This window comes from Arthrobacter melezitosi, assembly GCF_054511055.1.
In genome coordinates this window covers 25199-51133 of record NZ_JBTNDJ010000015.1, presented here as the reverse complement: position 1 = coordinate 51133, position 25935 = coordinate 25199, and the positions used below count along the sequence as shown (strand labels likewise).

The 25935-nt window shown below is 69.3% G+C and carries 24 protein-coding genes, 1 tRNA gene and 1 riboswitch; of the genes, 18 read left to right on the top strand and 7 right to left on the bottom strand.

What is annotated here, in order from left to right:
- Nucleotide 1: 1 nt before the first annotated feature.
- Together ACX80W_RS13810 and ACX80W_RS13805 are read left to right on the top strand one after the other, a co-directional pair.
- Complete coding sequence (locus ACX80W_RS13810; protein ID WP_459284217.1) at nucleotides 2–757, top strand: DUF3027 domain-containing protein; 756 nt, start codon at nucleotides 2–4, stop codon at nucleotides 755–757.
- Nucleotides 758–799: 42 nt separating this feature from the next.
- Nucleotides 800–2074, top strand: coding sequence for an MFS transporter (locus ACX80W_RS13805; RefSeq protein WP_459284215.1), 1275 nt, complete (start codon nucleotides 800–802; stop codon nucleotides 2072–2074).
- A 74-nt stretch (nucleotides 2075–2148) separates the two neighbouring features.
- Here the strand turns inward: ACX80W_RS13805 and serC are convergent, their stop codons facing one another.
- A complete protein-coding gene (gene serC, locus ACX80W_RS13800) occupies nucleotides 2149–3294 on the bottom strand; it encodes a phosphoserine transaminase (protein ID WP_459284213.1) in 1146 nt (381 codons plus the stop codon).
- A gap of 245 nt (nucleotides 3295–3539) precedes the next feature.
- Here serC and ACX80W_RS13795 point away from each other — a divergent pair, with 245 nt between their 5' ends.
- The 10 genes from ACX80W_RS13795 to ACX80W_RS13750 all read left to right on the top strand — a co-directional run bounded on the left by ACX80W_RS13795 (nucleotide 3540) and on the right by ACX80W_RS13750 (nucleotide 12137).
- On the top strand, nucleotides 3540–4235 hold the full coding sequence (locus tag ACX80W_RS13795; protein ID WP_459284211.1) for an iron-dependent transcriptional repressor DtxR: 696 nt from the start codon (nucleotides 3540–3542) through the stop codon (nucleotides 4233–4235).
- Between the two features lie 434 nt (nucleotides 4236–4669).
- Nucleotides 4670–5389: a M23 family metallopeptidase gene (locus ACX80W_RS13790; RefSeq protein WP_459284209.1), complete on the top strand. Its 720-nt coding sequence runs from the start codon at nucleotides 4670–4672 to the stop codon at nucleotides 5387–5389.
- Nucleotides 5390–5513: 124 nt separating this feature from the next.
- Nucleotides 5514–5667: riboswitch (cyclic di-AMP (ydaO/yuaA leader) on the top strand.
- Between the two features lie 5 nt (nucleotides 5668–5672).
- Nucleotides 5673–6437 carry an NlpC/P60 family protein gene (locus ACX80W_RS13785; protein ID WP_459284207.1) on the top strand — a complete coding sequence of 255 codons (765 nt, stop codon included), beginning with the start codon at nucleotides 5673–5675 and terminating at the stop codon, nucleotides 6435–6437.
- A gap of 30 nt (nucleotides 6438–6467) precedes the next feature.
- Nucleotides 6468–7265, top strand: a complete 798-nt coding sequence (locus ACX80W_RS13780) for an NlpC/P60 family protein (RefSeq protein ID WP_459284205.1) — start codon at nucleotides 6468–6470, stop codon at nucleotides 7263–7265.
- Between the two features lie 236 nt (nucleotides 7266–7501).
- Nucleotides 7502–7999 (top strand): HNH endonuclease, encoded by a 498-nt coding sequence (locus ACX80W_RS13775; RefSeq protein WP_459284203.1) that lies wholly within the window; start codon nucleotides 7502–7504, stop codon nucleotides 7997–7999.
- Entirely contained in the window at nucleotides 7996–8625 is a 630-nt protein-coding gene (mobA, locus tag ACX80W_RS13770; RefSeq protein ID WP_459284201.1) for a molybdenum cofactor guanylyltransferase, read from the top strand. Before ACX80W_RS13775 ends, mobA begins: the two co-directional genes overlap by 4 nt.
- A 20-nt stretch (nucleotides 8626–8645) precedes the next feature.
- Nucleotides 8646–8921 carry a DUF6457 domain-containing protein gene (locus tag ACX80W_RS13765; protein ID WP_459284199.1) on the top strand — a complete coding sequence of 92 codons (276 nt, stop codon included), beginning with the start codon at nucleotides 8646–8648 and terminating at the stop codon, nucleotides 8919–8921.
- The gene (locus ACX80W_RS13760) at nucleotides 8918–10180 is read left to right on the top strand and encodes a molybdopterin molybdotransferase MoeA (protein ID WP_459284197.1); all 1263 of its coding nucleotides are present in this window, start codon (nucleotides 8918–8920) and stop codon (nucleotides 10178–10180) included. Before ACX80W_RS13765 ends, ACX80W_RS13760 begins: the two co-directional genes overlap by 4 nt.
- 42 nt (nucleotides 10181–10222) lie before the next feature.
- Nucleotides 10223–11101 carry a formate dehydrogenase accessory sulfurtransferase FdhD gene (fdhD, locus tag ACX80W_RS13755; protein ID WP_459284195.1) on the top strand — a complete coding sequence of 293 codons (879 nt, stop codon included), beginning with the start codon at nucleotides 10223–10225 and terminating at the stop codon, nucleotides 11099–11101.
- Between the two features lie 4 nt (nucleotides 11102–11105).
- A complete protein-coding gene (locus ACX80W_RS13750) occupies nucleotides 11106–12137 on the top strand; it encodes an LLM class flavin-dependent oxidoreductase (RefSeq protein ID WP_459284193.1) in 1032 nt (343 codons plus the stop codon).
- Nucleotides 12138–12266: 129 nt separating this feature from the next.
- Here the strand turns inward: ACX80W_RS13750 and ACX80W_RS13745 are convergent, their stop codons facing one another.
- From ACX80W_RS13745 to ACX80W_RS13735, 3 genes are all read right to left on the bottom strand, one after another.
- Nucleotides 12267–13058, bottom strand: a complete 792-nt coding sequence (locus ACX80W_RS13745; protein WP_459284191.1) for an amino acid ABC transporter ATP-binding protein — start codon at nucleotides 13056–13058, stop codon at nucleotides 12267–12269.
- Nucleotides 13045–13704 carry an amino acid ABC transporter permease gene (locus ACX80W_RS13740; RefSeq protein ID WP_459284189.1) on the bottom strand — a complete coding sequence of 220 codons (660 nt, stop codon included), beginning with the start codon at nucleotides 13702–13704 and terminating at the stop codon, nucleotides 13045–13047. The genes ACX80W_RS13745 and ACX80W_RS13740 overlap by 14 nt, the downstream gene beginning before the upstream one ends.
- A gap of 127 nt (nucleotides 13705–13831) precedes the next feature.
- Nucleotides 13832–14653 carry an amino acid ABC transporter substrate-binding protein gene (locus tag ACX80W_RS13735; protein WP_459284187.1) on the bottom strand — a complete coding sequence of 274 codons (822 nt, stop codon included), beginning with the start codon at nucleotides 14651–14653 and terminating at the stop codon, nucleotides 13832–13834.
- 240 nt (nucleotides 14654–14893) lie between these two features.
- On the opposite strand from ACX80W_RS13735, the gene ACX80W_RS13730 reads away from it, so the two are divergent.
- Nucleotides 14894–16813, top strand: coding sequence for an ABC transporter ATP-binding protein (locus ACX80W_RS13730; RefSeq protein WP_459284185.1), 1920 nt, complete (start codon nucleotides 14894–14896; stop codon nucleotides 16811–16813).
- On the opposite strand, the gene ACX80W_RS13725 is transcribed toward ACX80W_RS13730, so the two are convergent.
- Complete coding sequence (locus ACX80W_RS13725) at nucleotides 16803–17231, bottom strand: NUDIX hydrolase (RefSeq protein WP_459284183.1); 429 nt, start codon at nucleotides 17229–17231, stop codon at nucleotides 16803–16805. The genes ACX80W_RS13730 and ACX80W_RS13725 overlap by 11 nt on opposite strands.
- Before the next feature lie 72 nt (nucleotides 17232–17303).
- Nucleotides 17304–17377 (bottom strand) — tRNA-Arg (locus ACX80W_RS13720).
- Between the two features lie 203 nt (nucleotides 17378–17580).
- Between ACX80W_RS13720 and ACX80W_RS13715 the strand changes: the two genes are divergently transcribed.
- The 5 genes from ACX80W_RS13715 to ACX80W_RS13695 all read left to right on the top strand — a co-directional run bounded on the left by ACX80W_RS13715 (nucleotide 17581) and on the right by ACX80W_RS13695 (nucleotide 24547).
- A complete protein-coding gene (locus ACX80W_RS13715) occupies nucleotides 17581–19146 on the top strand; it encodes an alanine/glycine:cation symporter family protein (protein WP_459284182.1) in 1566 nt (521 codons plus the stop codon).
- Between the two features lie 136 nt (nucleotides 19147–19282).
- Complete coding sequence (gene pcrA / locus ACX80W_RS13710) at nucleotides 19283–21733, top strand: DNA helicase PcrA (RefSeq protein ID WP_459284181.1); 2451 nt, start codon at nucleotides 19283–19285, stop codon at nucleotides 21731–21733.
- Nucleotides 21734–21886: 153 nt separating this feature from the next.
- Nucleotides 21887–23053 carry an ADP-forming succinate--CoA ligase subunit beta gene (gene sucC, locus ACX80W_RS13705; RefSeq protein WP_459284179.1) on the top strand — a complete coding sequence of 389 codons (1167 nt, stop codon included), beginning with the start codon at nucleotides 21887–21889 and terminating at the stop codon, nucleotides 23051–23053.
- A gap of 12 nt (nucleotides 23054–23065) precedes the next feature.
- The gene (gene sucD, locus ACX80W_RS13700; RefSeq protein WP_459284178.1) at nucleotides 23066–23968 is read left to right on the top strand and encodes a succinate--CoA ligase subunit alpha; all 903 of its coding nucleotides are present in this window, start codon (nucleotides 23066–23068) and stop codon (nucleotides 23966–23968) included.
- 114 nt (nucleotides 23969–24082) lie between these two features.
- Nucleotides 24083–24547, top strand: coding sequence for an SRPBCC family protein (locus ACX80W_RS13695; RefSeq protein WP_459284176.1), 465 nt, complete (start codon nucleotides 24083–24085; stop codon nucleotides 24545–24547).
- 38 nt (nucleotides 24548–24585) lie between these two features.
- On the opposite strand, the gene ACX80W_RS13690 is transcribed toward ACX80W_RS13695, so the two are convergent.
- A complete protein-coding gene (locus tag ACX80W_RS13690) occupies nucleotides 24586–25680 on the bottom strand; it encodes a VIT1/CCC1 transporter family protein (protein ID WP_459284174.1) in 1095 nt (364 codons plus the stop codon).
- Nucleotides 25681–25935: the final 255 nt, after the last annotated feature.

Genomic DNA, 25935 nt, shown 5'->3' with positions numbered 1-25935 from the left:
CGTGATTCCCGCCCGCAACGACACCCCGGAGACGACTCCCGACGACCCCACGGACGCCGTCGACGCCGGTGCCCCAGCAAAACGCCGGCCCGTCCGCCGTTCGGCCAAGCCCGACGCCGTGCTCGCGGCGGCCGTCGACTTCGCGCGGGAGGGAATCCTGCAGGTCGCTCCCGCCGAGCAGGTCGGCGGGCACGTCACGTCCTACCCCGAGGGCGAGCGGCTCACCACGCACCGCTTCGAAGCCTTCGTCCCCGGGTACGGGAACTGGCACTGGTTCATCACCCTCGCCCGCGTGGCGCGCAGCAAGGAACCGACGATCTGCGAGGTCGGCCTCCTGCCCTCCGAGACGGCGCTGTTGGCCCCTGAGTGGCTGCCCTGGTCCGAGCGGGTGCGCCCCGAGGACCATGAGGACGCCGCAGGCGCAGCATCCGGTGACGCGGCGGGCTCCGGTGACGCGGTGGCCTCCGGCGGCGTGCCCGGCGAGGAGGCAGTGGAGGACCAGGGTTCCCCGGCGGCGCCTGACGCGCCGGATCCGGCGCCGGCGGGTTCGGTTTCGGAGCGGAGCCCTGTCGCGGGCGCCGGTGATTCAAACCCCGAGGATTCAACCCCTGAGGGGCCCGAGTCCGGTCATTCCAACCTCGATGGTTCAACCTCCGATCTGCCGGGCACCGATGGGTCGGACACCGTGCCCGATGACGGCCGGCAGGCAGCCGGACCGACCTTCGCGGCGCCCCCTCCCGCGGGCCGGGACGACTAGCGCCTTGCGTTGCGGGGGTCCGGGCCGTCCGGAAGTGCGCGTGTGAGCACGTTCCGGTCGCTGCGCATCCCCAACTACCGCCGGTGGTTCATCGGGGCCTCGGTGTCCAACATCGGAACCTGGATGCAGCGCACGGCCCAGGACTGGCTCGTCTACGACATCCTGACCGACCAGGACGCCTCGGCCCTCGGGATCGTCCTGGCCCTGCAGCTCGGCCCGCAGCTGCTGATCTCGCCGTGGGCGGGGCTGGTCGCCGACACCGTGGACCGCAGGAAGCTGCTGCAGGCGACACAGGTGCTGATGGCGTTGCTCGCCGTCGGGCTCGGCCTGCTGGTGGTGCTCGGCATGGCCGAACTCTGGCACGTCTATGCCTTCGCCCTCGCCCTCGGCGTCGTGTCCGCCTTCGACGCGCCGGCGCGGCAAAGCTTCACCTCGGAGCTGGTGCGCGATGAGTACCTCCCCAACGCGGTGGCCCTCAACAGCGCCTCCTTCAACGCCGCCCGCCTCGTCGGCCCCGCCGTCGCGGGGCTGCTGACCGCCGCCGTCGGGCCCGGGTGGGTGTTCCTGATCAACGCGCTCACCTTCGGCGCCATGGTTCACACCCTGCTGGTGCTCCGCACCCCCGACCTGCAGGTCCAGCCCAAATCGCCACCGGGCAAGGGGCGCATCCGGGAGGGCTTTCGGTATGTGCGGGGCCGGCCCGACCTGATCATGGTGCTGCTCACCATCTTCCTGGTGGGCACCTTCGGCCTCAACTTCGCCGTCTTCATCGCCGCCATGGCGCGCACCGAGTTCGGGCAGGGCGCGGGGGTGTTCGGCGTGCTGTCCTCGGTCATGGCGATCGGATCGGTCGTCGGGGCGCTGCTGTCGGCCCGGCGGGAGCAGCCCCGGCTACGATTCGTCTTCGGTGCCGCCGGAGCCTTCGGCGCGGCGTGCGTCCTGGCGGCGCTCGCACCGAACCTGATCCTGTTCGGCCTCGCCCTGGTCCCCGTTGGCCTGTTCGCCCTCACCCTCATCACCAGTGCCAACGCCTACGTGCAGACCACTACGGAGCAGGTGATGCGCGGGCGGGTGATGGCGCTGTACCTGGCGATTTTCCTGGGTGGAACCCCGCTTGGGGCGCCCGTCGTCGGCTGGGTCTCGGACGCCTTCGGGCCGCGCTGGAGCCTGGGCGTCGCAGCCGCGTCGGGCCTGGTGGCGGCGGCCGCCGGACTGTTCTGGGCCTGGCGGTACCACGAGGTCCGGATCCGCTACGACCGCTCGGCGCCCCGGCGGCTGCGCATCACCTCCGAGGCGACCGACAGGGGCGGGGATTGACCGGATGTGGCTGCAGCGTCCCCGGATGCGGCGGGACGGGGCGGCCGCGGTGCCGGGGCCGGCGCCGCGGCATCTCATTCCGTGATGTCCGCCGGCAGCCTTTCGATGACGTAGTCGATGCAGGCGAGCAGCGCCGACACATCGTCAGGATCGATCGAGACGAAGGTGGCGATACGCAGCTGGTTCCGGCCGAGCTTGCGGTAGGGCTCGACGTCGACAATGCCGTTGGCGCGCAGCACCGACGCGACCCGTGCCGCACGGATCGGCGGTGCGAGGTCGATTGTGGCAATGACGTTCGAGCGGTCTTCCGGGCGCTGGACGTAGGGGGTGGCGACGGGGGAGGCCTCCGCCCAGGAGTAGACCCGCCCGGCCGACTCGGCGGTGCGGGCCGCCGCGAACTCCAGGCCGCCGTTGCCGAGAAGCCATTCAACCTGGGCGTTGAGCATCACCAGCGTCGCCAGCGACGGCGTGTTGTAGGTCTGGTTCAACTGCGAGTTGCCGATCGCGGTCTGCAGGTTAAGGAAGTCCGGGATCCACCGGTCCGAGGCGTCGATGCGCGCCGCCCGCTCAAGCGCGGCGGGGGAGAACAGGCCAAGCCACAGCCCACCGTCGGAGGCGAAGTTCTTCTGGGGCGCGAAGTAGTAGACATCCGACTGGGAGACATCGACAGCCAGTCCGCCAGCGGCCGAGGTGGCGTCGATGAGCATCAGGGCGCCCTCGTCGGCGCCGCCGACGCGCTCGACGGGTGCCGCGACGCCCGTCGAGGTCTCGTTCTGCGGCCAGGCATAGGCATCGACGCCGGCTTCGGCGGCCGGGCGCGGCCGGGTGCCGAAATCGGCGGAAAGGATCGACGAGCGTTCAAGGAACGGCGCGTTGTCCGTGGCCGCGGCGAATTTCGAGCCGAACTCCCCAAAGGACAGGTGCTGGGCCTTCGACTCAACGAGCCCGAAGGCGGCGGCGTCCCAGAACGCCGTTGAGCCGCCCACCCCGAGCACCACCTCGTAGCCGTCCGGGGCATCGAAGAAGGTGGAGAGGCCCTCGCGGACCGCGCCGACGAGGTTCTTCACCGGCTGCTGGCGGTGGGACGTGCCGAGGATCGACGGGTTCGCCGCGGTGAGGGCCCGGAGCTGGTCCCCCCGGACCTTCGACGGACCGGCGCCGAACCGGCCATCCCGGGGCAGCAGATCGGTGGGAATCGACAGGTCCAAGGGCTCGCTCACTCGTCCTCCGTGCGGATCGTGGGTACGTAAGGCAACGCGCCTCATTCTGCCCCAGGACCGGGGCGCCGGGTTATTTGTGAAGTCCCGCACGCCGCCGGCCCCGGGCCCCGGCCGGATTGCCGCGGCCGGCGGCGCATGGGTTAACCTGAGGGGGCAGAGGGACGCGTCGGCCCCACCCGGACGTGCTGCACCACGCGCATTCCTTACCTGCCCCGCACTGCGCCGTACCTAGGAGCCGAACGGTTATGACGGATCTCATCGATACCACCGAGATGTACCTGCGGACCATCCTTGAGCTCGAGGAAGAGAACATCGTCGCCCTGCGGGCGCGCATCGCCGAACGGCTGCGCCACTCCGGTCCGACGGTGTCCCAGACCATCGGGCGGATGGAACGCGACGGGCTCGTCGTCGTTTCCGGGGACCGGCACCTCGAACTGACCGAACTCGGCCGGCGCCGCGCCACCGGAGTCATGCGCAAGCACCGGCTCGCCGAGCGGCTGCTGAGCGATGTCATCGGGCTTGACTGGGCCTACGTGCACGACGAAGCCTGCCGCTGGGAACACGTGATGAGCGAGCGGGTCGAACGGCGGCTCTACGAACTGCTGGGGCAGCCCTCCCAGTCGCCCTACGGCAACCCGATCCCCGGGCTGGAGGCCATTGGAGGAGTGGCGTCGGAGCCGGCGGCCGACGGCGCGACGACGCTGCTGGCCGCCATGGACGAGTACCGGCCGGGCTCCACGGTCACCCTGCTGCGCCTCGCCGAGCCGATCCAGGTGGATCCGGAGCTGCTCTCCCAGCTGGCCGAGGGCGGCCTGCGCCCCGGAGCCTCACTCAGCCTCGAGTCGGTGGGCGGATACGTCTCGGTCCGGGTGCCCGGCGTCGAGGGGGCGCTCGAGCTGCCGCCCGAGGTCGCCGCGCACGTCTTCGTCGCCGTCGCCTGAGCGCCCCTGCGCCTGAGCGCCATCGCCTGAGCGGTTCCTGCGTCTTCGTCGCCGTCGCCTAAGCGGTGCCGTCACCTGAACGCCTCCGCGTGAGCGGTTCTTGCACCTAAGCGCCCCTGCGCCTGAGCGCCCCGGCGCGCCGCCGTGGCCCGGGATTCCGGCCCGGGCCCTGCACCGTGCCGCGCCGGTTTTGCCGCTGGGGCCTCCTGCTGTGAGACTGTTCCCGATCGTTCCCTGTCCCCGCACAGCACTCCGCGGGGAGGTGCCCGCCATCGGCGCAGGCGCGGGGAAGCGCGAAGCATTTCAACCCGGGCCGCGGCCGTCCATGCGGCGCCCCGGGTGCTGCCTGCCCGGTGTCGGGCAGGCCACCGGCAGTGAAAGGGGACAAATTGCCGAAACACCGGGTATCGGGCCGCCGCCGTGCCGAGACCGCCATGCCAACACCTCGTCCGCAGGATGCGCACGCGCTGCGCCGACGCCGCCGCAGCGCGCGGCGCATCGGCTCCTTGCGCAGGGTCAGCCAGAAGCTCGCGATGACCGCGGCCGTCTCGGGGCTTGTGTTGACGGCGGCCCTGCCCACCACGGCGGCCGGCACGTCGGCTTCGGCCGCAGGGAACCCTGCTCCGCGGCTCGAGGTCCAGGCACCCACCTCCGCCAGCCTCAGCTTCTCCCCGATTCCCCTCGGCGGATCCCAGGACTTCGACACCCAACTCAAGGCGATCGTCGCCGCCTCCGACGGCCGGGCCGCCCCGCTGGGCGTAAAGGGCGTGCTGAGTGCGCCGCTGGAGTCCCTGCAGGGCACCTCGGCATTCGGTTATCGGGTGAGCCCGATGACGGGCCTGGACGGCGAGTTCCACTCGGGGCAGGACTTCAGCGCCCCCTGCGGCACGGAGGTCCGGGCCGCGGCCGAGGGGACTGTCGTCTCCGCCGGATGGCATCCGTACGGCGGAGGCAACCGGGTTGTCCTCGACCACGGCAACGGCCTTGAGACGACCTATAACCACCTCGCCTCGCTCGAGGTGGCTGAGGGGGACCGGCTCCACCCTGGCGCCCCGGTCGGTGCAAGCGGCAGCACGGGTTCCTCCACCGCCTGCCACCTCCATTTCGAGGTGCTGATCAGCGGCCGCCCGGTCGATCCAATGGCGTGGCTTTAACTTCCGACACACCTGTCGTGATCTGAATGTGACAATTGTGATACATGTGAGGTACGGTTCTACTCGTGCCGAATCGTTATAGATCCGGCGCCCTCAAGCAAATCGCCTAGCTCTGCCATTGCCTGGGGTCCGTCCGCACAATTCGCATGGCAGAGGCGGGGGAACCAATTTTTGGGTTTCGCAAGAAATCCTTGGGGTTAAGTCGCTGAATTACTCAGCGGCCGGGTGACTCCCATCCGAATCCGACAGCTCACCTCGCAGGCATTGGGAGAGGCAATTTAACGTGTCCAATAACTCTGCTCTGGGTCGCCACCGGGCCGCCCAGGTTCCTGCGAATCCGCTGACGGCACTCTCCAAGGCCGTCTCTTCGAATGCCGGCTCAGTCGGGCGCCAGGCCGCCGTTGTCGTCGCCGCCTCGGGCCTCGTCCTCGCCGCAGGCCTGCCGGCCCACGGCTCCTCGACCGCCGAGCGCGAGGTCCAGTCCTCCTCCTCGCTGAGCGTGACCGCCCCGGAAACCGCGGCCGTCAGCGCCGCAGCCACCGCCGCTGTCTCCTTCGAGCGGGAGGCCGTGGCCGTCGCCCCCGCCCCCGTCGTCGTACAGGCCCCCGCTCCGGCACCCGCCGCGCCCGCCGTCCGGCCTGCAGTAGCGGCACCGGCCCCCGCCGCACCCGCTGCCGTGCAGGCCGCCGTGCAGACCGCCGCCGTGGCTGCGCCCGCCCCGAAGCCCGAGGTTCCGTCCTCCGGCGTCGGTGCCGCGCTGGTCGCCTCCGCCTACTCCCAGATCGGTGTCGCGCAGGACTGCACCGCCATGGTCGAGAAGGCCCTCCGCTCGGTCGGAAAGGCCGTTGGTGACCTCGCTCCCGGCCAGTTCTTCCAGTACGGCGACGTTGTCGGAAGCCCCGCGGCCGGCGACCTCGTCATCACCGGCGGCCATGTCGCCATCTACGTCGGCAACGGACAGGTCATCTCCGGTGGCCTCAACGGCATGAACACCGGTCTGCACTCCCTGTCGGACCTGCCCGGCGCAAGCTTCGTCCGCGTTCGCTAGAACCCTTCCAACACCTTCTGGAGATCTCCCATGTCTAATCGCGCCCAAATTGCCCGCCACCGCGGGGAAGCGCAGCGTTCGGCCACCCTCACCTCCCTCGCCAAGGCCGTCAGTGACAACGCCGGCGGCATGGGCCGCCAGGCCGCCGTCGTCGCGGCCGCCTCGGGTCTCGTCCTCACCTCCGGCGTCGCGGCGAACGCCGCCGACCTCCAGCCCGAGCGCGAGTCGTTCACCTCGACGCTTGAGGTGACCGCACCGGCCGCCACCGTCGTCGCCGACGTCAACGCCAAGGTTGCGTTCAACCGCACCCCCGTCAAGGCCGTCGCCAAGCCGGTCGTCGTCCAGGCTCCGGCCCCGGCCCCCGTGGCAGCGCCGGCACCCGTGGCCGCCCCGGCCGCTCCCGCCGTCGCCGCCCCGGCCGCCCCTGTCGTGAAGCTCGCGGCGGTAGCGGCACCTGCACCTGCGCCAGCCCCGGCCCCTGCTCCTGTGGCTTCCTCCGGCAAGGCAGCCACGATCGCCGCCGCGGCCAAGGCCCAGCTCGGCGTTCGGCAGGACTGCACCCGCCTGGCCAGCAACGCCCTCGCCGCAGCGGGCATCAACTTCCACGGCTGGCCGGCCGGATACCTCTCCCTGGGCCGCACCGTCAGCGCCGGCGAAGCCATCCCCGGCGACCTGATCTACTACGCCGACGGCGGCATGGGCATGGCCCACATCGCTGTCTACATCGGCGGCGGCCAGGCCGTCCACGGCGGGTTCAACGGCAACAGCACCGTCATCGCACCGGCCCAGCTCGGCTCGGGCCCGGTGTTCATCCGCGTCGGCGGCTGATCCAAGCATTTACAACGACGGGCCGGCAGGGAAACCTGCCGGCCCGTCGTTCGTTAACAGGATTCCGTCCCGCATTGCGGCGGCGGAGTGCGGGTGCTTTCGAACCCGCCCACGGGAACTCCATATTCCCGCCCGGGCGCGGGGCCGCTACCCTAGCATTGTTAATCCGTAGAACTTATCCCGAACATCCGGGGTGGCAGCCGGCAGCGGGACATAGTCCGCAAAGAGGCATGCGCATGCGCACTCTCGTTTTGAATGCAGGATTCGAGCCGCTGGCGGTTGTGACATTCCGCCGCGCCCTGGTGCTGGTGCTGACGGGGAAGGCGAGCGTCATTGCGGAGGACGACGAGCCGGTCATTGGGCCAACGGAAATCCTGGGGCGGCCCTCGGTGATCCTGCTGAACCGGTACGTGAAGATCCCGTACCGCCACGACCTCGCGGTGACCCGGCGCGGGGTGCTGCGGCGTGACAACCACCTGTGCGCCTACTGCGGGAAGACCGCCACCACCATCGACCACGTGGTGCCCCGCTCCCGCGGCGGCGGGGACACCTGGGAGAACATGGTGGCGTGCTGCCTGCGCTGCAACAACACCAAGGGGGACAAGACCCTCGCCAGCCTGGGCTGGAGCCTCCGGTTCGTCCCCAAACCACCCCGGGGCCCGCTGTGGCAGTTGAAGGAACTCGACAAGCCCGCGCCCTCCTGGAGCGAATACCTCTCCGAACGGGCCGCGTGAGCGGATCCCACCCGCCGGCGTTCGACGCCGTCATCCTGGCCGGCGGCAGGTCAACCCGGCTGGGCGGCACGCCGAAGGCGGCGCTTCGCATCGCCGGCGCCACCCTCCTCGACCTCGCCTGCGCCGCCGCTGCCGGGGCGGGTCGAATCGTCGTTGTCGGGCCCGAACCGGCGGGCGGGGCGCGACCCGCGGGAGCCCCCGGGGTCCCGGCCGTGGACTTCGTGCGCGAGGATCCGCCCTTCGGCGGACCGGCCGCGGCCCTGGCCGCGGCCCTGGCACAGCCATCGGGCCGGGAGACGCATGCCCCCTGGCTGCTGGTGCTGGCCTGCGACATGCCGCGCTCTGGGCAGCTTGTCCCCGTGCTGCTGAAGGAGGCCGCGGCCGATCCATGCTCTTCGGTGATGGCCTTCGACGCCGGGCGCGACCAGCCGCTCGCCGCGCTGTACCGGCGTCGGGACCTGGAGGGGGCGGTGGCGGTGGCGGTGGAGTCCGGAGGGGTGGGGAATCTTTCGATGAAGACGCTCCTTGCTAGGGTGAAGGTTCGACCGGTCCCGGTTCCACCGGGCACGACACTCGACGTCGACACGTGGGCCGATGCACGGGCCCTGGGGGTCGACGACGGATAACCAACCCCGGGAGGGCCCCCATGGACGAGCGCGATCAACTACTTTCTCAGTGGTGCGGACACCTGCTTGCAGCCTTTGAGCTTGAGGATTCCCGGGTGGACATCGACGCGGTGCTGGGGCTGGCGGGAAAGGCAGCGCATTCGGTGGTCCGCCCGGCGGCGCCGCTGACGACCTTCGTCGCCGGCTACGCGGCCGGACTCGCGGTGGGCAGCGGCCAGGCCTCGGAGGAGGTCGCCATGCGTTCCGCACTCGCCCTCGCGGCGCAGCAGTGCGACGCCGAAGGGGCCAGCTCTTGAGCGCTGGGGTGGGTCCGGCGCGCGATCTCGCCTGGGAGGAGGCCCGACGGGTCGCCCACGCCGCGGGCAAGGCTAAGCCGTACCAGATGGTGCCGCTGGCCGACGCGCTCGGCCAGACCCTCGCCGAGCCGGTGCTGGCGCTGCAGGACATCCCGCATTATGCCTCGTCCGCGATGGACGGGTGGGCCGTCAGCGGCTCACCGCCGTGGACCTTCGTCCGCCCGCCGGCGGAGGATCCGCGCCGGATGAACGCACCGCACAGCGACTCGGGTGCCATCGCCCTGGAGCCGGGCCAGGCCACCTTCATCCTCACCGGCGGCACGGTGCCGGCACACACAACGGGCATCCTCCGCACCGAGCATGGGATGGTGCGCGGAGACACCCTGGACCGCAACGCACTGGCGCGTGCCGATGAACCGGCGCCGGGGGAGCACATCCGCCCCGCGGGCGAGGAGGCCTCCAGCGGCTCGACCGCCATTCCGGCTGGAGTCATGCTGAACCCGGCGCAGATCGCCCTCGCGGCGGTGTGCGGCCACGACACCCTGGCGGTCCTGAGGGCGCCGCGGGTGTCGCTGCTGATGACCGGCGACGAGGTGATCGAGGCAGGGCTCCCGCAGCCGGGACAGGTGCGTGACACGTTCGGTCCGCAGCTGCCGGCGTTCGTGGCGATGCTCGGCGGCCACGTCGATGTGGCGGGCCGCGCCCGCGACGACTTCGACGACGTCGTGCACGCCATCAGCGCCGAAGCCACCGACGCGGCCTCGCTCGCCCGGGCCTCGGGTGACGTCCTGATCACCACCGGCGGGACGGGCGGCTCCTCCGCCGACCACATCCGGCGCGCCCTGGCCGTCCTTGACGCGGAACTGCTCATCGACGGCATCGCCATGCGCCCGGGACATCCGACGCTCCTGGCCCGGCTGCCCGACGGGCGGGTCCTGGTCGGACTGCCGGGGAACCCGCTCGCGGCGATGATGGCGATGCTCACGGTCGCCGCCCCGCTCATCGCGGGACTCCGGGGGGCGCCGCTGCCGCCGCTGCGCCAGGTGCTCAGCGGGGCCGACTTCGATCCCCTGCCCGGCAGGAGCAGGCTGGTGCCGTACCGCAACGTTGCGGGGCGGGCCCAGCCCAGCACCCACCAGCGCTCGGGGATGCTGCGCGGACTCGCCCTGGCCCACGGCGTGATGGTGATCCCGGCCGCCGGGTGCGCCACGGACCAGCCGCTGCAGGCCGTGGACCTCCCATGGCCGATCCCCGAGTGATGCGGCTACCCTCGAGATAGACCATATTCGAGGAGGCTCACCATGAACCGGGTCACCCAGCGGCGCCGTATCACCACGTTCCGCGTTGCGGCGGATCCCCGCCGGCGCGAGGACGCCCTCGCAGGGGAGGAGCCGCTGGAGATCCGCCTCGGCGGGTCGGCGTTCACCGTCACGATGCGCACCCCGGGCGATGACTTCGACCTCGTTGCCGGCTTCCTGGTCTCCGAGGGCGTCGTGTGGGAGCCCGGACAGCTGCCGAGCCTGCGGTACTGCGCCGGGGTGGACGAATCGGGCCGGCAGACCTTCAACGTCGTCGAGGCGCAGCTGCGGCCGGGCACAGTGCTTCCCGACACGGCCCTCGAGCGCCACGTCTACACCTCGAGTTCCTGTGGAATCTGCGGCACCGCCTCCATCGACGCTGTACGCAAGTCCTCCCGGTTCGACCTGAGGTCCGACACGGCGGGGGTCGAGCTCGAGGTGCTTCTCGGGCTGCCCGACCGGCTGCGGGAATCCCAGAAACTCTTCGACCGCACCGGCGGCGTCCACGCCGCCGGCCTGTTCACCGCAGACGGTGAGCTGCTGTGCCTGCGCGAGGACGTCGGCCGGCACAACGCCGTGGACAAGGTGGTGGGCTGGGCGCTGCGCGAGGGCAGGCTTCCCCTGAGCGGCACCATCCTCCAGGTCTCCGGACGGGCCTCCTTCGAGCTCGTGCAGAAGGCGCAACTGGCCGGGATCCCCGTGTTGGCCGCTGTCAGCGCGCCGTCGTCGCTGGCGGCCGACCTGGCCGACGACGCCGGGATGACCCTCGTGGGCTTCAGCAGGGGTTCCTCGCTCAACTGCTACTCCCACCCCGGGCGGATCCGCGCCGGCCAGGCCGAGAACGCAGCCAGCTCCGACCGCTCAGTGCCCGCCGCCGGGTAACTCCATGGAACTTGGCCTCTTCACCTTCGGGGACATCCACCCGGACCCCGTCACCGGCGAGCGGGTCTCCCCCCAGACGCGCATGGCGCACCTGCTGGAAAGGGCACGGCTGGCGGACGAAGTGGGGCTGTCCTACTTCGGCGTCGGTGAGCACCACCGGCCCGACTACGCCGTCTCCTCGGTGGTCCCGGTGCTCGCCGCCGCGGCGGCGCAGACACGTTCCATCCACGTCGGCTCCGCCGTCACGGTCCTGAGCACCGAGGACCCGGTCCGGGTGTACCAGCAGTTCGCCACGCTCGACCTGCTCTCCGGCGGGCGGGTCGAACTGACGGCCGGGCGGGGCTCCTTCATCGAGTCGTATGCCCTGTTCGGTGCCGCGCTCGAAGACTACGACGCCCTGTATGAGGAAAAGATCGGCCTGCTCCTGCAGCTCGACGCCGAGGAGCGCATCACCTGGAGCGGGCGGTTCCGGCCGGAGCTGAAGGACGCGCTGGTGCTGCCGCGCCCGCCGTCGGGGCACCTCGACATCTGGATCGCGACCGGCGGGACGCTCTCCTCGACGGTGCGCGCCGCGCGGCTGGGGCGCCCGGTGATGTACGCGATGCTCGGCGGGACGGTGGACAACTTCGCGGAGCACGCCCAGCTGTACCGGACCACCGCGGCGGAGGCCGGGCACGATCCCGGCCGGCTGCGGGTCGGGGTGAGCAGCGTCGGCCTGGTGCTGCGGGAGGGCGCCCGGGAACTGTACCGGCCGTACTGGCTCGATACGATGACCCGGATCTCGGCGGAGCGCGGCTTTGCGACGCCCAGCGGGGTGAGCTACAACATGCAGTCGGCGCGCTCCGGTGCCGCCTTCGTGGGGACCCCAGAGGAGGTGGCGCGGAAGATCGTGCTCACCCATGGGCGGATGCAGCATGACCGCCACATCTTCCAGTTCGACGTTTCCTCGGTGCCGCACGCGAAGGTCCTCGAGGCGATCGAACTGCTGGGCACCGAGGTGTTGCCGCTGGTCCGGCGGGAGCTCGGAGCCGCCTGAGGGGCTGCCCCCGGGGTGGGCGCATCCCGGCGAGTCTGCAGTTAACCACCCTTCGGGGCCGGGAGAGCGTGGTGAGCTGCAGTTTCGGCGGGGGTGGGAGAGGCAACGACGGCGGCCGGGCGCCTCCCGCTAGAAGGGGTGGAGCAGGCGCTGGACGAACCGGCGGGTGCGTGCGTGATCGGGGTTGCGCAGCACCTTCTCCGGGTGGCCGCGCTCGACGACGACGCCGCCGTCCATGAACACCACCTCGTCGGCGACCTCACGCGCGAAGGCGAGCTCGTGGGTGACGATGACCATCGTCCAGTCCTCATCGGCGAGGTCCTTGATGACCTTGAGCACCTCCCCGACCAGTTCGGGGTCGAGCGCGGACGTGGGCTCGTCGAAGAGGAGCAGGGCGGGCCGCAGCGCCAGCGCCCGGACGATCCCCACCCGCTGCTGCTGCCCGCCGGAGAGTTCGAACGGGTACTGGTCCTTCTTCGCGAGGAGGCCGACGCGCTGGAGCAGCTTCTCGGCGTCCTGGACGGCTTCCGCGCGGCGGCGCCTCTGGACCTGCACGGGGCCCTCGATGATGTTCTCCAGGACTGTGCGGTGCGGGAACAGGTTGTACTGCTGGAACACCATGGCGCTCTGGTCCCGCAGGGAGGCCAGTTCCCGGGTGGAGACCGATCCGCCGAAGGTCACCGATGGCCCGCCGGTGAAGGCGACCGTTCCGCCGTCGGGCACCTCCAGGCCGTTGAGGCAGCGCAGCACCGTCGTCTTGCCCGAACCGGAGGGTCCCACGAGGGCGACGACCTCGCCGCGGCGCACGGTGAGGTCGATCGAGCGCAGCACCGTGTTCGTGCCGAAGGATTTCTCGAGCCCTTCGGCGGTGAGCAGGACGTCGCCGGATGCACCGGCGCGGGCCGGATCAGTGGTGAACATAGCGGTCCAACCTTTTCTCGAGTGCTCCCTGCCCTGCGGCGAGGATGAAACAGAACACCCAGTAGATCAGCGCCGCCTCAAGGTAGAGCAGCATGAACTCCTGGCTGAAGGCGGCGATTTCCTGGGCCTGGCGGAACAGTTCGGAGACCAGGATCAGCGACGCCAGGGAGGTGTCCTTCACCAGAGAGATGAAGGTGTTGGACAGCGGGGGAACCGAGACGCGCGCGGCCTGCGGGAGGATGATGCGCCGCAGGCTCAGGCGCCGTGACATGCCGATGGTGTGCCCGGCCTCCCACTGGCCCTTGGGCACCGACAGGATGGCGGCCCGAAGGATCTCCGCGGCGTACCCGGCGACGTTGAGCGAGAACGCGATCACGGCGCTCGGCCAGGGCGGGATCACCACGCCGATGGAGGGAAGCCCGTAAAAGATGACGAAGAGCTGCACCAGCAGGGGAGTGCCCCGGATGATGGAAATGTATCCGCGGGCGATGCCGGACAGCAGCCGCCGGCCGCTGATCCTCATCAAAGCGAGGACCAGGGCCAGCGTGAGGCCGAGGACGAAGGAGACAAGTGTCAGCGGGATGGTCCCGGTCAACCCGCCCTGGAGGAGAGGCCAGAACGAACTCCGGAACAGCTCCCAATCCACTTAATCGTCCTTCCATCCGCGGAAAATGAGCGCGCGGCCGCGTTGAAGGTGTCCGGCGGCGGATGCCGGGGACGGTCCCACCTGCCCGGTCCGCCGGCGGGTTCAACCGTCGGCGGACCGGGTCGGCTTACTTGCTGACGTCGGCGTCGAAGTACTTCGTCGAAATCTCGGCAAGGGTACCATCGGCGCGCAGCTCGTCGAGGGCGTCGTTGACGGCTTCGACGAGGTCGGTGCTTCCCTTCTTGAAGGCAACGGCACTCTCCGAGGTGTCCCCGGTCTCCGCCGCGATCTTGATGGAGTCATCCTTCGCAGTGTTCTGGTAGTCGAGGTAGGTCAGCTGGTCGTTGATCGTCGCGTCGACCCGGCCCTGCTGGAGCAGGGAAACCGACTGGGCCCACCCCTCGACGGCCTCGACCTTCGCGCCGGACTCCTTGGCCATCTCGTACCAGTTGCTCGTGCGCGACTGGGCGGTGGTCTTGCCCTTCAGGTCCTCAAAGGAGGTGATGTCGTTGTTGTCGGCGCTGGTGACGATCACGCCCTTGCTGACGGTGTAGGGATCGGAGAAGTCGTACTTCTCGGCGCGCTTCTCGGTGATGGAGACCTGGTTGGCGATGGCGTCGAAGCGGCCGGCCTCGAGACCCGCGAAGATCGCATCCCACTGGGTCTCCTCGAACTCGACGTCGACGCCGAGTTTCTCTCCAACGGCGGTGATCACCTCGACGTCGTACCCGGTGAGTTCACCGTTGCCCTCTTCATGGAAGCTGAAGGGCTTGTAGGTGCCTTCGGTGCCGACGGTGAGGACGCCGGCCTCCTGGATCTCCTGGAGGGTCGACGGCGCGGCCTCGGAGGCTCCGCCGCTTTTTCCTTCGGACCCGGAGGAGACCGAGCACCCGGTGACGGCAAGGGCAAGCGCTGCGGCGGTGCCGAGGGCAGTCAGGCGGAAAGTCATGGGGAGTCCTTAAATTCATGGGGAGTGGATCTGCGGGCGGTCCGGTGACCGCCTTCTACCATGTGCAACAACTCTTCACCCTTCCATTGTTCCGCAGCCGGGGGCGACTCGGTATGACGCAATGTGTCGACAATTTCGGCCGGCTCTTGAACAACCGTCCGAAATTGTGCCTAGGGCATACACCCGAAGACGGTCAGTGCCAGCGCCTAAGCTTGAAGAGGCTTAACGGAAGGCACTTGGATGAGCATGGAAGGCGCGGCCTGGAGTTCCCTCTACCGGATCTCCACCGCCAAGGACCGAACGAACAAATTCTCGAAGGAAACGCTGAAGCGCATCGTCGCCTTCGCGGTGCCCTACCGGGTGAAGCTCACACTCTTCATCCTGTTGTCGGTCGCCGCCGCCTTCCTCGCCGTCGCCACCCCGGTGCTGGCGGGGCAGGTCGTGGACGTCATTGTCGCGGAGGGGTCGTCGCGGACGGTTCTCTGGTTGGCCGTCGTCATCGCCCTGGTCGCGGTGGCGGACGCGGCCGTCAGCATGGCCACCCGCTGGTATTCGGCGAACATCGGCGAGGGAGTCATCCTCGACCTGCGCACGGCGGTGTTCAACCACGTCCAGAAGATGCCGATCGCCTTCTTCACCCGCACCCGCACCGGCGCCCTCGTCAGCAGGCTCAACAACGACGTCATCGGAGCCCAGCAGGCCTTCAGCGGCACCCTGTCCGGGGTCGTCAGCAATACTGTGGCACTCGCCCTGACCCTGATCGTGATGCTCAGCACCTCCTGGCTCGTCACGATCCTCGCCATCGTGATGCTTCCGCTGTTCCTCGTGCCCGCGCGGCGCATGGGCGGCAAACTGGCCGCCCTGCGGAGGGAAGCGGCCGACCACAACTCGGCGATGAGCACGCAGATGACCGAACGGTTCTCCGCCCCCGGTGCCACCCTGGTGAAGCTGTTCGGCCGCCCCGACGCCGAAGCCGAGGAGTTCCGGGTCCGGGCCGCCCGCGTCCGCGACATCGGGGTGCGCATGGCGATGCTCCAGTTCCTCTTCTTCACCGCGCTGATGCTTGTCTCGGCGCTCGCCCTGGCCCTGGTCTACGGACTGGGCGGCTCGCTCGCGCTCGGCGGGCAGCTCGAGACCGGCGAGGTGGTGACCCTCGCGCTGCTGCTCACCCGGCTGTACGCGCCGCTGACCTCCCTGGCGAATGCGCGGGTCGAGATCATGAGCGCACTGGTGAGCTTCGAACGGGTCTTCGAGATCCTCGACCTGTTGCCCCTCATCCAGGAAAAGCCGAACGCCCGGCCGGTGCCGGCGGGGCCGGTCACCATCGAGTTCGACGACGTCCGCTTCGCCTACCCCTCGGCCGACAAGGTCTCCCTCGCCTCGCTCGAAGAGGTCTCCACCCTCGATACCCGCGGCGGCGAGGAGGTGCTCCACGGAATCTCCTTCCGGATCCTGCCCGGGCAGACGGTCGCCCTCGTGGGCACCTCCGGCGCCGGAAAGTCGACGATCGCGCAGCTGCTGGCGCGCCTCTACGACGTCGACAGCGGCGCCGTCCGCCTTGCGGGGGCTGACGTCCGCGACGTCACCTTCGCCTCGATGCGCTCAACCCTGGGCATGGTCACCCAGGACGGGCACCTGTTCCACGAGACCATCCGGTCGAACCTGCTGCTCGCGCGCCCCGAGGCGACCGAGGAGGAGATCTGGGACGCGGTCCGCCGCGCCCGGCTCGAACCGCTGCTGCGGTCGCTTCCGGACCAGCTCGACACCATGGTCGGCGAACGCGGCTACCGGCTCTCCGGCGGGGAGCGCCAGCGCATGACGATCGCCCGGCTCCTGCTGGCCCAGCCCCGCGTCGTCATCCTCGACGAGGCGACGGCGGCACTTGACTCCACCTCCGAAGCGGCGGTGCAGGCCGCCCTGACCGAGGCGCTGGAGGGCCGGACGGCCATGGTGATCGCGCACCGGCTCTCGACGATCCGCAGCGCCGACCTCATCCTCGTCATCGAGGACGGGCGCATCGCCGAACGCGGCACGCACGACGAGCTGCTGGCCCGCGGGGGCCGGTATGCGGAGCTGCACCGGACGCAGTTCGCGGTGCAGAAGAACTCCGCGCCCGATGAGGACCCCGAAGTGCTCAGCGGGGCGAACGCTACGCCCTGACCGCCGTCGCGGGCCCGGGAACGTCCCTCAGGGCGGGGAGAACGAACTCGGTCAGCAGCGGGGCGAGGTCGCTCCGGTCCCCGGGTCCGCTCAGGTCGAGCCAGCCGATCTCCTCGATCTCGGCGGCGGGCGCCGGGGTGCCCTCCAGCGGACACAGGAACACTGTGGCATCGATGAAGGTGTCCGCTTCGTTGGCGGCGGGCCCGTACCAGCATCCAAGCGGTACGAGCCGGGAGGCCGCGACGGAAAGGCCGAGCTCCTCCTGGAGTTCGCGCACGGCCGCGGCCGCAGCGGTTTCGCCGGGTTCGAGCTTGCCGCCGGGCTGCATGAACATGCGCGTGCCGCGCTTGCGCACCAGCAGGAGGTTTCCGGCGCCGTCGAGCAGGCACAGGGCGGCGATGGGAAGAACCTGGGTCATGACCGCCTCGGAGGTTCGGGCGTGCTGCCCGTGCCGAACAGTGCCCTGACGGGGCACTGTTTTACATCGTTGTGCCCCTGGCCGGAATCGAACCGACGACCTTCCCTTTAGGAGAGGGACGCTCTATCCTACTGAGCTACAGAGGCTTGCCGGCGAAGCGCATCCACCCCGCTCAGGCGCTCCCAGCTTACCTGTTCCCGTGGCCGTGTCGAAAAGCCCTGCCGCCGACGAGCCGTTCCCCCGAACCCGAGCACTGATGGGCTTGTCAATTCCTCCTTTTCGGGCACTGTTTTCGTGTCATACGCCGCATGTGATTGCGGTCACGCCAACTTCGGGGTTCATTGGATGGATGCAAATTTCCCAGGCACTACCCCGCGCTGTGACCGAGGACGTAGGATGGCTCGCCGCCATCGACAACGCCATCAATGCGGCCTTCGAACCGATCACCAGGGTCTTCTCGACCATCGTCTTCTTCCCCATCACCATCGGTGAAGTCAGCTTCCCCGCCGTCGTGGCCTGGCTCATCGCCGCAGGCATCATCTTCACCATCTACTTCGGCTTCATCCAGTTCCGGGGCCTGAAGGTCGCCACCGAGGTCATCCGGGGTAAATACTCCGTCAAGGACGATCCGGGGGAGGTTCCGCACTTCCAGGCGTTGACCTCGGCTCTTTCCGGAACCGTCGGACTGGGCAATATCGCCGGCGTCGGCGCCGCCATGGCCCTTGGCGGTCCGGGGGCCACCTTCTGGATGATCCTCGCCGGGCTGCTCGGTATGGCCAGCAAGTTCGCCGAGTGCACCCTCGGCGTCAAGTACCGGGAGGTCCACGAGGACGGCACTGTCAGCGGCGGTCCGTTCAAGTATCTCCCCATCGCCTTCAGCAAGCTCGGCAGGATCCCCGCGAAGATCCTTACCGGCATCTTCGCCGTCGCCATCCTCATCTTCGGCCTGGCCGGCGGCAATATGTTCCAGGCGAACCAGACCTTCGCGCAGGTGCAGAACGTCACCGGTGGTGAGGACGGTTTCTTCGGCAGCGCCGGCTCAGCCCTGATCTTCGGCATCGTCCTGGCCGTCCTCGTCGCCGCCGTCATCCTCGGCGGCATCAAATCGATCGGCGCGACAACCAGCAAGCTCGTCCCCGCCATGGGGTTCATCTATGTGGCGTCCTGCCTGCTGGTCATCTTCGTGAACTTCGGCCAGGTCCCCGCCGCCTTCGGCGCCATCATCTCGGGGGCCTTCGCTCCGGCCGGTATCGCCGGCGGCGTTGTGGGCGTCATGATCGTCGGGTTCCAGCGCGCTGCCTTCTCCAACGAGGCGGGCCTCGGCTCGGCCGCCATCGCCCACTCCGCAGTGAAGACCCGCCGGCCGGTCAGCGAGGGCTTTGTCGCCCTGTTCGAACCGCTGGTCGACACAGTGCTCATCTGCACCATGACGGCCCTGGCTATCATCATCGCCGGGGCGCCCAGCCTCCAGGCCGGTATCGACCAGGTGCAGGCCGGAGACGGTCCGCCCGACGGAGTGACGCTCACCTCGGATGCCTTCGCCACAGTGCTGCCGTGGTTCCCGATCGTGCTGGCTGTCGCGGTTGCGCTGTTCGCCTACTCGACGCTCATCACCTGGTCCTATTACGGGCTCAAGGCGTGGGAGTTCCTCTTCGGCCGCGGCAAGGTTTCGGAGATCCTCTACAAGGTGATCTTCCTGTTCTTCACCGTCGCCGGCTGCGTGCTGACCTTCAGCCAGGTCATCAGCTTCGCCGACGCCGCCCTGTTCGTCTGCGCGTTCGTGAACCTGCTGGGCGTGTACCTGCTCCTGCCCGTCATCAAGCGGGAGATGAAGGAGTACCTCGCCGACCGCAGGAGCGGCAAGCTCGCGCTGCTCGGCATCGAACCCGAGGAGTCGCGGCCCCGCAGCCTCTAGCCCCGGCGTCAGCCATTCCAGTGCCAGTCCAAGCGCCCGCCGGCGGACCGCCGGCGGGCGCTCGTCCGTTCCGGGCCGGGAGCACGGAGCCGGGCCGTGCCGACAGTCGGAGCCACCGCCTAGACTTGGAAGCACCATGGATATGCTTTTCGACCCGTACCCCGCACCCAAGAACCCAGGTTCGAAGCAGCCCGGGGGCGGGCAGGTCTCCGCGCTGGCCGATCCGGCCCTGGCCCGACCGGTCTCCGCCGCCCCCAGCGAAGAGCGGGCGCGGGAACTCCTCGAGGGACTGAACCCGCAGCAGGAGGAGGCCGTCCGCCACAGCGGCTCCCCGCTGCTCATCGTCGCCGGCGCCGGCTCGGGCAAGACCCGCGTGCTCAGCCACCGCATCGCCCACCTGCTGGCCACCGGACGGGCCCGGCCCGGGGAAATCCTGGCGATCACCTTCACCAACAAGGCGGCCGCCGAGATGCGCGAGCGCATCGAGGCCCTGATCGGCGACGTCGCCCAGCGCATGTGGATCTCCACCTTCCACTCCTCCTGCGTGCGCATCCTGCGCCGGGAAGCCGCCAGCGTCGGGCTGAACTCCAACTTCTCGATCTACGACTCGGCCGACACCCTGAGGCTGATCACCCTCACCGCGAAGGGCCTCGACCTCGATCCGAAACGGTTCGCCCCAAAGGCCATCCAGCACAAGATCTCGGCCCTGAAGAACGAGCTGATCGACGAGGAGGCCTACGCCGACGCCGCCGACCCCTCCGATCCGTTCGAGACCGCCGTCGCCGAGGTCTACAAGGGCTATGCCCAGCGCATGCGCTCGGCCAACGCGATGGACTTCGATGACCTGATCGCCCAGACGGTCTACATGTTCCGCGCCTTCCCCGGGGTCGCCGACTACTACCGGCGCCGGTTCCGCCACGTCCTCGTCGACGAATACCAGGACACCAACCACGCCCAGTACGCGCTGGTCCGCGAGATCGTCGGGGTGCCGGGGGAGACGACGGACACCCCCGCCGAACTCACGGTGGTCGGCGATTCGGACCAGTCGATCTACGCCTTCCGCGGCGCGGATGTCCGGAACATCGTCGAGTTCGAGAACGACTACAAGGACGCCCGCACCATCCTGCTCGAGCAGAACTACCGCTCGACCCAGACCATCCTCAGCGCCGCCAACGCCGTGATCTCCCGCAACCCGAACCGGCCCGAGAAGCGGCTGTGGACGGCCGAGGGCAACGGCGAAAAGATCGTCGGCTACGTGGGGGAGAACGAGCACGAGGAAGCCCGCTTCATCGCCGATGAGATCGACCGGCTCCAGGACGAGGAGAACCTCCGACCCGGTGACGTGGCGGTGTTCTACCGCACGAACGCGCAGTCCCGCTCAATCGAGGAGATCCTGCTGCGGGTCGGCCTTCCCTACAAGGTGGTGGGCGGTACGCGCTTCTATGAGCGCAAGGAGATCAAGGACGCCCTGGCCTACCTGCGGGTGCTCGTGAACCAGGACGACGTCGTCAACCTGCGCCGGATCCTCAACGAGCCCAAGCGGGGCATCGGGGACCGGGCCGAGTACGCCGTGGCGGCGCTCAGCGAACGGCACCGTATCAGCTTCATGGAGGCGCTGCGCCGGGCCAACGAGGCACCGGGCATGGCCACCCGGTCGGTCAACGCCGTGGCGGGCTTCGTCAAGCTCATCGATGACCTCGCGGAGGTTGCCAACAGCTCGGGTGCCTCCGCGGCCCTCGAGGCGGTCCTCGAGCAGACGGGGTACCTCGAACAGTTGCGCACCAGCAACGACCCGCAGGACGAATCACGCGTCGAGAACCTCGCCGAACTCGTCGCCGTCGTGCGCGAGTACGAGCGCGACAACCCCGAGGGAGCACTCGGTGACTTCCTCGAGCAGGTGTCCCTCGTCGCCGACGCCGACTCCATCCCCGACGCACCCGGGGGCACCGCCGAGGAGGTCGAGCAGGCCGTCGCTGAGGCGCGCCGCCAGGGCGTCGTGACCCTGATGACCCTCCACACGGCGAAGGGCCTCGAGTTCCCGGTGGTCTTCCTCACCGGCATGGAACAGGGGATCTTCCCGCACCAGCGCTCGGCAACCGACCCGAAGGAACTCGCCGAGGAGCGCCGGCTCGCGTACGTGGGGCTCACCCGTGCGCGCCGCAGGCTCTACCTGACCCGCTCCGAGGTCCGCAGCATGTGGGGGCAGAGCCAGTACAGCCCCGCGAGCCAGTTCGTCTCGGAGGTCCCCGATGAGCTCATCGAATGGAAGCGGGAAGGGGCATCCCTCCCGGCCTGGAACGCCAGCCCGACGAGCGGCCCACGCTTCAGCGGGTCCTACTGGGGCTCCGGTGCGTCCGGGGCGGGCGGTGCGGCCGCGGCCTCCCCGGCGAAGGCCATTGGGCGGGTCCAGCCCCAGAAGGAAGTGATCGCGGTGGCTCCCGGGGACAAGGTGAACCACACGACCTTCGGCAACGGCACAGTGGTCGCCGTGGAGGGCGCCGGGGATAAAACCGTCGCCAAGGTGCGATTCGGGGAGGGCGAAAAGCGCCTCCTGCTGCGTTATGCACCGCTGACAAAGGCCGGATAAAACGCCGATTTCACCTAATTAAATTGCGATTTTTTCTACAACTCATAGAAGTGTGGCCTTCCTCACGAAACGGGTAGTCTGGAAAAGGCCCCCAGTGCCAAGGGACTAAAGTTCCCTAGGTAAACCTACTTCGACGTAGAAGGACACCAGCCCGTGGACCTGTTTGAATATCAGGCGCGCGATCTCTTTGAGGCACACGGAGTTCCCGTGCTCGCCGGCATCGTGGCGCACACCCCCGAAGAAGCCAAAGCAGCAGCTGAAAAAATCGGCGGAGTTGTCGTCGTCAAGGCCCAGGTCAAGGTTGGTGGCCGCGGTAAGGCCGGCGGCGTGAAGGTGGCCAAGACCCCCGACGAAGCCCACCGCTACGCCTCGGACATCTTGGGGATGGACATCAAGGGCCACACGGTACACACCGTCATGATCGCCCAGGGCGCGGACATCGCCGAGGAGTACTACTTCTCGGTCCTGCTCGACCGGTCGAACCGCAACTACCTCGCCATGTGCTCCGTCGAGGGCGGCATGGACATCGAACAGCTCGCCGTTGAGCGCCCCGAGGCGCTGGCACGCATCGCCGTCGACCCGGGCGTCGGTATCGATTCGGCCAAGGCCCAGGAGATCGTCGAGGCCGCAGGGTTCGCACCGGAGCTGCACGAAGGCGTCACCGCGACGCTCCTCAAGCTGTGGGACGTCTTCGTCAAGGAAGACGCAACGCTCGTCGAGGTCAACCCCCTGGTAAAGACCGGCAGCGGCGACATCCTCGCGCTCGACGGCAAGGTCACCATCGATGAGAACGCCGCGTTCCGCCACGCCGACCACGCGGCGCTCGAGGACAAGGAAGCGGCCGACCCGCTCGAGGCCAAGGCGAAGGCCAACGACCTCAACTACGTCAAGCTCGACGGCGAAGTGGGCATCATCGGCAACGGCGCAGGCCTCGTGATGTCGACCCTCGACGTCGTCGCCTACGCCGGCGAGGCCCACGGCAACGTGCGCCCGGCGAACTTCCTCGACATCGGCGGCGGAGCCTCCGCCGAGGTCATGGCCGCCGGCCTCGACGTCATCCTCAACGACACGCAGGTCAAGAGCGTGTTCGTCAACGTCTTCGGCGGCATCACCGCCTGCGATGAGGTCGCCAACGGCATCGTCAAGGCCCTGGAGATCCTCGGAGACGAAGCCAACAAGCCCCTGGTGGTCCGCCTCGACGGCAACAAGGTGGAGGAGGGCCGTGCCATCCTGCGCGGAGCCAACCACCCCCTGATCACCCTGTCCGACACCATGGACGAAGGCGCCGACAAGGCCGCCGAGCTGGCTTACGGAAAGTAAAGGCAACCCACCATGTCTATCTACCTCAATAAAGACTCAAAGGTGATCGTCCAGGGCATCACCGGCGGCGAAGGCACCAAGCACACCGCGCTGATGCTCGCTGCCGGCACGCAGGTCGTCGGGGGCGTCAACGCCCGCAAGGCCGGCACCACCGTGACCCACGGCGAGACCACCCTGCCCGTGTACGGCACCGTGAAGGAAGCCGTCGCCGAGACCGGCGCCGACGTCTCCATCGTGTTCGTGCCGCCGGCCTTCACCAAGGACGCCGTCGTCGAGGCGATCGAGGCCGGCCTCGGCCTGGTCGTCGTGATCACCGAAGGCGTCCCCGTGCAGGACACCGCCGAGTTCTGGGCCCTCGCCCAGTCCAGGGTCGACGCCGACGGCAAGCAGGTCACCCGCATCATCGGCCCGAACTGCCCCGGCATCATCACTCCGGGGGAGTCCCTAGTGGGCATCACCCCGGCGAACATCACCGGCAAGGGCGGCGTCGGCCTCGTCTCGAAGTCCGGCACCCTGACCTACCAGATGATGTTCGAGCTGCGTGACCTCGGCTTCTCCACGGCCATCGGCATCGGCGGCGATCCCGTCGTCGGCACCACCCACATCGACGCCCTCGAGGCGTTCGAGGCCGACCCGGAGACCAAGGCGATCGTCATGATCGGCGAAATCGGCGGCGACGCAGAGGAGCGTGCGGCCGAGTACATCAAGGCCCACGTGACCAAGCCGGTCGTCGGCTACGTTGCAGGCTTCACCGCCCCGGAGGGCAAGACCATGGGCCACGCCGGTGCGATCGTCTCGGGTTCCGCCGGAACCGCCCAGGCGAAGAAGGAGGCCCTCGAGGCCGCCGGCGTCAAGGTGGGCAAGAGCCCGTCCGAGACCGCCCGCCTGCTGCGCGAGGTCTACGCCACGCTCTAGCACCGCCGCAGTACACGGAGGAAAGCCCCGGACCGCCCGCGCGGTCCGGGGCTTTCCTTTTCCCATCGCCGGCTCCGGCCCGCCACAGGTTCCGGCCTCGGGCACAATGGGCCTATGACGACGACGCCCGGGCCCCCCGATTCCCGCTACCTCATCACCCGCAGCCGGCTGATTTCCGCGCCCGCCGGACGCATCTTCGAGGTCCTGGCCACCCCGGCCCTGCACAGCGTGATCGACGGCTCCGGCACCGTCCGCGGCGAACAGCCCAACGGCCCGCAGCGGCTCTCGGCAGGTGCCCGGTTCGGCATGGAGATGAAGCTCGGGCCCCGTTACCGGATCCTCAACCGGGTGGTCGAGTTCGAGGAGGGACGCCTGATCGCCTGGCGCCACTTCTCCCGCCACGTCTGGCGCTACATCCTCGAACCGCGCGGGGAAGCGACACTGGTCACCGAGCAGTGGGATGCCCGGCCGGTCCCGTGGAAGCTGGTGCTCCGGCTCGCCGGCTTTACCCGGCGGCACCCGGCGAGCATCGAGAAGACCCTCGAACGCCTCGAGCAGCACGTCACCGGCCGGCCCTGAACCGCGCGCCGGACCGGGGCCGCGCTGGAGCGCGGTGGTTAGATGGCGGTGGTGCCGAACAGCATCCCCAGGAGGTAGGTCGCCGCTGCGGCTCCAAGGCCGATCGCGAGCTGCCGCAGGGCGAGCTTCAGCGGCGAGGCGCCGGACAGCAGCCCGACCACCGCCCCGGTCGCCAGCAGGGCGAGCCCGACGAGGATGCAGGCCGTGACGATGGCGGCCAGGCCCGTGAGGCCCACCAGGTAGGGAAGGACGGGGATCACCGCACCCGAGGCGAAGAAGCAGAAGCTCGACGCCGCAGCCCCCAGCCCGGTGCCGACCTGCTCGTGGGCGTCCTCCGCGGGGTCGGTGTCCGGCTGCAGGGAGAAGCTCGGGTCGCAGTCGCAGGCTGCGAGCCCCATGCGTTCCTCGGCCCGGTGCCTGGCCGCCTCCGGGGTCATGCCCCGCGCCCGGTACACGAGGACGAGTTCGTTCGCGGCGATGTCGAGTTCCTTGGAGGCCGTCAGGGTGACCTGGGTGGGGCGGGTCGCCGACAGCAGCTCCCGTTGGGAACGCACCGAAACGTACTCTCCGGCCCCCATGGACAGGGCGCCGGCCAGCAGGCCGAAGAGGCCGCTGATGAGGATGAACGCGGTGGAGGCCCCCGTCGCCCCGATGCCCATAATGAGGGCGAGGTTGCTGACGAGCCCGTCGTTCGCGCCGAAGACCGCCGCCCGGAAATTCCCCGACAGGCGGTTCCGGCCCCGGGTGGCCAGCGCCCGCACGACTTCCTCGTGGATCTGCTCATCGGCGGCCATGGCATTGGTGGCGGTGGGGTCGGCCGCATAGGGGGAGCGCCCTTCGGCGCGCTGGGCCAGGGCAAGGACGAAAACCGATCCGAACCGGCGTGCCAGCAGGCCCAGCATCCGGTTGCGCATCGAGGCCCGGACCGGGCGCCCGGCCTCATTCCCGAGCAGCTTCAGCCAGTGAGCCTCATGGCGGCCCTCGGCGTCGGCGAGGGCGAGCAGGATGTCGCGTTCCTCGCCGGTCCGCCGGCGGGCGAGGTCGCGGTAGGTGGCCGCCTCGGCGCGCTCGTCGGCAAGATACTGGCGCCAGCGTTTGATGTCGGCGGGGCGCCTTGGGTGGGCGGCTGTCACTGAAAGCTCCTCTTGACCGGCTGCAGATGATCGCCGGGTGCGTGGAACTCCGGCCTGCAACACTCGAACGTGTTCTGGCCGAAGGTCTCGCTCGCCGCCGCTGGGCGGTGGACTGCCGGGCGGCTTGATTGGCGCCAGTATGTCGACAGGCCTCGCGGCACACCGGCCACGGAGCTACTCCCCTTCGCTGGTGCAAGTCTACCGTGTCGGTTGCCTTGGTCCACCGGTTACGCGGCGGGAGAAAAGTGCGGCGAC